The following is a 5,306-nucleotide window of genomic DNA, read 5'->3' on the forward strand; positions in this document are numbered from 1 at the left end:
GTCCTCCTCGTCCCCCTTGTCCCCTCGTCTCCTCATCCCCCTTGTCCCCCTTGTCCCCCTTGTCCCCCTCGTCCCCCCATCCCCCCTCACTATGACAATTTCTCAACTATTCGACGGTGCAAATATTTTCGTTTTGCCTTTTTGGGCATTGATGATACTCCTGCCAAACTGGAAAATAACGCAACGGGTAATGGAATCATATTTACCCTTTGTAGCGTTAGCTGGAGTGTATTTGTATTTATTTATTAGCACCATTACACCAGAAAATGCTCAAGCGTTATCAAATCCTCAGTTAGCAGATATTGCCCGATTTTTTGCGGATGAAAAAGCCGCTGCAACAGGTTGGATTCATTTTCTGGTGATGGATTTATTTGTCGGTCGCTGGATATATTGGGAAGGACAGAAAACAGGTATTTGGACAATTCATTCTTTAGCACTGTCTTTGTTTGCTGGTCCTTTAGGATTACTTTCTCACATTTTTACTTATTGGATTGCTAAAAGATTTTCTGGTGGCTCTGATGAAGCAGCGATCGCAGAAAAAGCCACTCAATCAAGTGGCACTTAAGCTCTTTTAGGGTGCCTTAGGCTTAAAGCCGTAACGCACCCTACTGCACTCTATTAATGAGCGCGGACATGATATTACAGTAACAGAAAGGGCGATCAAAGCAATTCCAACACACGAAATTGCTTTGATCGCTTACGAAGCTTATGCTTTTTGATAGTTGGCATCAACCCAACAACGTGGTATACTTTCACCTGAGGGAAAAACTAAGTCTTCTTTTTTAATAGGTTCAGGGTCTTGTTCTTCTTCACCTTGTTGTTTTTGTCCGTGAATAACATCATTGTTCGGGTCTATTAATTCCTCAATTTTGAGAACTTCTACCAAACTTCCACTATCTTTGACTTGTAAAAGCATTAAATTAGCCTCCTGAAATTGACTTGACAATTGATTGCAAGTTGAAAATTCCACTTGCAGGCATCTGCGCTTATTTGAATTGTTTAAACTCCCTTTTATTCGGGACTGGTTTGTAGTGCAAGTAACGCAAACTACAAACCTAATTCACAATCCAAAATTGTATTAGTGAATGCTTGTAATAAGCTGATTCGACTAATTTTTTGAACCGTATATGTGCTTATCTGGTTTTGAATGTAGCGTTGTCATCAATACATGAAAAAAATACCCTATTTTGAAAGGGTTTTCAGATGGCAACCAGACAACAAGTAACGGAAAATTAAAATTCGGTCTGATATTTTTCTAAGATATCTACAAGATTAACTTGGCATTGCAGCGGCAATAAATCAATTAAAGCAAGTTCACGTTTGCCACCGCCAATTTTTACGGGGATAGATTCCAAGATTTTTATTACTTGGTCTTCATCCACAGACTTAGAGGTAAGTAAAGGATACATCTTTTCTGCAACAACGGTGTGCAGTTTGGCATTTGATAAAAAAAGATGCCATTTGGCAATATCTATATATATGTTTTCGCCTATTTCAGCTGCTAGGGCTTCTAGTATTTCTGTGGTATTAGTTTTAGCCATACAAATGACCCCAGATAAGGATCGCGAAATCTCAAGCTAATTATCATTATTGCTTAATTATCCGGCTTATTTCTACTGCCACAAGATACAATCGCCCTAGCTGTTGATTCCCTCTTCAGGTGGACTTTGGTGGAGTCTGTGAGTAATCGGCGATCGCACTAATATAAATTAGATGCGCTAATAATACTACTGCCCATCCTAGTGTCACCCAAGGCAGCCACTCCCAAGTCGCTGCTTTGAAGTTGTGAAAAAACCACAATCCGGAATTGATACAGGCAAAAATCGCCACATGGATGGCAAAGTTCATTCTGTCATCTAATTTACGGTAATCTGGGTCATTGCGATCGGGTTGACGAGGCCAACGAGGAGGCATAATTGTTACAGATTTTAATAAAATTGCTTTCTGATTAATTTTAGAATGTTATTGCTGTCCATCCAACAAATATAATCAAAGCATAGAAAAGCTCAGTTGACGGCTATGACTATCTTTTCACAACTTGATGAAGATATTTTATTTCCTTCTGGTGACGGCAAACCAATGGCAGACAACACCGAGCAATATCGTTGGATAGTCATTATCAAAGAAAATTTAGAAATTCTCAACGCTTGCTTTGATGATGTTTTTATTGCCGGTGATTTGCTGTGGTATCCCGTTCGTTCCCAGTTAGTTTCGCCAACTGCACCCGATGTCATGGTAGTATTTGGCAGACCAAAAGCCAAACGCCGTTCTTATCGTCAGTGGAATGAAGAGAATATTCCTCCCCAAGTTGTATTTGAAATTCTCTCTCGCAGTAATGATGCCGATGAAATGAGCCGAAAGCTGGAGTTTTACAATACTTATGGTGTTGATGAGTACTACATTTACGACCCAGAAAGCTTTCAGCTAGACGGATGGTTGCGGCAAGATGGCAACTTGAGCAAATTATGGCAAATGGACGGTTGGGTTAGTCCTCGCTTGGGAATTCGCTTTGAAACAAGTCACGGAGAGTTAGTAATTTACCGTCCAGATGGACAGAGATTTTTAAACTCAATCGAACAAGAAGAGCGATCAAAGCAAGAACAAAGACGCGCTGAACAAGAACAAAGACGCGCTGAACAAGCAGAGTTATTGTTACAGCAAGAACGTCAACGCGCTGAAAAATTGGCAGCGTATTTGCGATCGCTTGGTATTGATCCAGAAAACCTACCATAAAACCTATGAAGGCGATCGCCTTTTTATGTTTGACAATAGACATCTCCGTTTAATTGACATGAAGAAAAAAATCCGAAATCCTTGTAGAGACGTAAGCTAGCTACGTCTAATCATCATATGTAATAAACCTGTCATAATATAATCACCTCAATCAATTATTTTTGCAGAAAATAATCTCCTGATTTGCCCCCCATCTTGCTTACCAGCCGAATTGATTCAATTTGAATCGACTTTTCTAAAGCTTTCGCCATATCGTACAACGTTAGAGCCGCAACGGAAACGGCGGTTAAAGCCTCCATCTCTACCCCTGTTTCGGCTTTGGTTTTGACTGTGGCATAAATTTGATAACCGGGTAGTTGCGGATCGGGTACAATTTGCACTTCAATTTTTTGCAGTGGCAAAGGATGACACAAAGGAATCAAAGCAGATGTCTGTTTAGCTGCCATAATGCCCGCTAACCTCGCAGTTCCCAATACATCTCCTTTGGGAGCATTTCCGGCTTCAATCGCTCTGAAGGTTTCGCTCAACATCCGCACGTTGGCTGTGGCTACGGCTTGACGGATTGTGGCTGCTTTGTCAGATACATCTACCATCTGGGAGCGTCCCTGAGGATCTATATGAGTTAAGTTGCCAGAATTATCTAAAAATTTGTCTTGCGTCATTTGGTTGGGGTGTGCTATGATTAATTTCTGTTAGGGTGTGTAGCTCAGTGGACTAGAGCACGTGGCTACGGACCACGGTGTCGGGGGTTCGAATCCCTCCTCGCCCGTTTATTAAAAGTTAGGAGTTAGAAGTTAGTAGTTAAGAGTGAAAAATTTCAACTCATAACTCCTCACTCTTAACTCCTAACTTATTTTAAGGCGTAGACATCGGTCGTGCGACCGATCGCAAACCGAAAGGAATTGGCTAAGTCTTTGCCAGACATGGTGATGAAAATTATCAGTGCTAGGAAAACAAGCATTGCAGCGTAACCAAACATATCACGGTAGCCTACTTGATCCGCAATCGAACCGAGAACTGGACCTGCGATCGCTATCCCCACGTCTAATCCCGTAAAACATACAGCAAATATCCGCCCTCTTTCTTGGGGTAGGGCGCGATCGGCTACCATTGTAGACATCATCGGCATGAGAGTCCCAGCACCAGCACCTTCAATAATTGCTGCAAATAGAAAAGTTTGGGCGCTATTTGCTTTCCACAAGAGTAACATCGCTATAGTGTAAACAACTAAGCTGATGGTAATAAATAAACCACGACCTAGGCGATCGCTTGCTCGACCCGTGAATAAGCGTACACTAAAACTAGCGATCGCTCCTGCTGTGTAAAACAATCCCGCATTCAAATCCACTCCTGTTGATTTGATATACAACGGTGCAAAGGTATGCAAATTACCAAAAGCCAAGCCAATCAGCAACATAACTACAGCCGGGATTCTGACTCTGGGACTAATCAATATTCGCCATAATTGATTATCATTATCTTCTCCCGGTTCACTAGTTTTGACTGGTGGATTAACGACTGGTAAGATACATAACAGCGCCAATCCACCTAATGCTGCTGCACTGATAAATAGTGCTGTGTAACCAGCCCCAGCTTGTAAATAACCGCCGATCGCAGGTCCGATTGCCAAACCAATCGGAGTTACCAGACTCATGTAACCAATGACTTCACCGCGATTTGTTTCATCAGACAAATCTGCTACCAGCGCTAAGTAACCGGTGGTAAAAGCAGCAATACTAATGCCGTGAAAAGCACGCAGCAGCATCAACAAAGGAATCGATTTTACTACCAAAAAACCAAAAGGTGCGATCGCTGCTACCAGTGTACCAATGAGCAAGACAATCTTACGACCTCGCCGATCCGCCGTCTTTCCCAACCAAGGACGAGATAGCAACAACCCGATGGCAAAACTACCCATGACAATGCCAATTTGCTGCTTAGTTGCGCCCACATGCTCAATGTAGAGCGGTAGCGTTGGTAGTAACGAACCCATACTAGACCAGAATAATAAACCTGCTGTAAATAAAATCAGCAGGTTTCGCCGCAATTGGGCATCAAATGTGCGAAATAGTTTCACGGTAGATGCAAGTTAATGTTTAGTTTTTTTAAGCTTTCGGTGCTGTTGGTCAATTCTAACGTTTTACATAAAGTGGCGATCGCCAAACAGCATATTAAATGAACCAGACAACTGATTAGACATCGACCGCTCTTTTATAAACCCCGCCGTTAACGGCGGGGTCTTTATGCATTGTCCGAAACCCTTGATTAGACGTAGCACAGAATAGTCTCTACGTATGACTCTGGAGACATCTACTATATACGTTATTTATTAGACCAGTCCCCCAACCAACGATTACTTCTTTTTTTGGGATAGTGCCTATTAGATAGCTCACCCTCTTGACATGATGGCTGATATTAGAACCTTTATACGCGATGCGAACTGGAAGGAGCTAGATTAAATCGTCAAATTCTTGGCTAAAGTTATTCATGGTTGCTCAAAGCGAGAAAGTTGACAGCGTTATAAATTGCTGGTATTCTTGAACCAGTGCCGAAAACCAAGGCATAATTATCCG

7 protein-coding genes and 1 tRNA gene are annotated in these 5,306 nt (G+C 42.0%); 3 read left to right on the forward strand and 5 right to left on the reverse strand.

The annotated features are described in order from the left end of the window. Positions 1-91: 91 nt before the first annotated feature. Positions 92-565, forward strand: coding sequence for an ABA4-like family protein (locus OGM63_RS06365; RefSeq protein ID WP_263744665.1), 474 nt, complete (start codon positions 92-94; stop codon positions 563-565). A gap of 141 nt (positions 566-706) precedes the next feature. Here OGM63_RS06365 and OGM63_RS06370 read toward each other — a convergent pair whose 3' ends face one another. The 3 genes from OGM63_RS06370 to OGM63_RS06380 all read right to left on the reverse strand — a co-directional run bounded on the left by OGM63_RS06370 (position 707) and on the right by OGM63_RS06380 (position 1,914). After that, a complete protein-coding gene (locus OGM63_RS06370) occupies positions 707-970 on the reverse strand; it encodes an acetyltransferase (RefSeq protein WP_318528414.1) in 264 nt (87 codons plus the stop codon). Between the two features lie 262 nt (positions 971-1,232). Next, positions 1,233-1,541, reverse strand: a complete 309-nt coding sequence (locus tag OGM63_RS06375; protein WP_263744660.1) for a DUF3181 family protein — start codon at positions 1,539-1,541, stop codon at positions 1,233-1,235. A gap of 115 nt (positions 1,542-1,656) precedes the next feature. Next, on the reverse strand, positions 1,657-1,914 hold the full coding sequence (locus OGM63_RS06380; protein ID WP_263744661.1) for a 2TM domain-containing protein: 258 nt from the start codon (positions 1,912-1,914) through the stop codon (positions 1,657-1,659). 105 nt (positions 1,915-2,019) lie between these two features. Here OGM63_RS06380 and OGM63_RS06385 point away from each other — a divergent pair, with 105 nt between their 5' ends. Continuing rightward, the gene (locus OGM63_RS06385) at positions 2,020-2,733 is read left to right on the forward strand and encodes a Uma2 family endonuclease (protein ID WP_263744662.1); all 714 of its coding nucleotides are present in this window, start codon (positions 2,020-2,022) and stop codon (positions 2,731-2,733) included. 155 nt (positions 2,734-2,888) lie between these two features. On the opposite strand, the gene moaC is transcribed toward OGM63_RS06385, so the two are convergent. Further along, positions 2,889-3,395, reverse strand: coding sequence for a cyclic pyranopterin monophosphate synthase MoaC (gene moaC / locus OGM63_RS06390; RefSeq protein ID WP_263744663.1), 507 nt, complete (start codon positions 3,393-3,395; stop codon positions 2,889-2,891). Positions 3,396-3,428: 33 nt separating this feature from the next. Here moaC and OGM63_RS06395 point away from each other — a divergent pair. Further along, positions 3,429-3,502 (forward strand) — tRNA-Arg (locus tag OGM63_RS06395). Between the two features lie 81 nt (positions 3,503-3,583). Here the strand turns inward: OGM63_RS06395 and OGM63_RS06400 are convergent. Next, positions 3,584-4,810, reverse strand: coding sequence for an MFS transporter (locus OGM63_RS06400; RefSeq protein ID WP_263744664.1), 1,227 nt, complete (start codon positions 4,808-4,810; stop codon positions 3,584-3,586). Positions 4,811-5,306: the final 496 nt, after the last annotated feature.

This window comes from Plectonema radiosum NIES-515 (genome assembly GCF_025753815.1).
GTDB classification, from domain to species: domain Bacteria; phylum Cyanobacteriota; class Cyanobacteriia; order Cyanobacteriales; family Nostocaceae; genus Hassallia; species Hassallia radiosum_A.

Coding starts and splice junctions, on each gene's coding strand:
- OGM63_RS06365 (WP_263744665.1), top strand. CDS start 92: ATGACAATTTCTCAACTATTCGACGGTGCAAATATTTTCGTTTTGCCT.
- OGM63_RS06375 (WP_263744660.1), bottom strand. CDS start 1,541: ATGGCTAAAACTAATACCACAGAAATACTAGAAGCCCTAGCAGCTGAA.
- OGM63_RS06380 (WP_263744661.1), bottom strand. CDS start 1,914: ATGCCTCCTCGTTGGCCTCGTCAACCCGATCGCAATGACCCAGATTAC.
- OGM63_RS06385 (WP_263744662.1), top strand. CDS start 2,020: ATGACTATCTTTTCACAACTTGATGAAGATATTTTATTTCCTTCTGGT.
- moaC (WP_263744663.1), bottom strand. CDS start 3,395: ATGACGCAAGACAAATTTTTAGATAATTCTGGCAACTTAACTCATATA.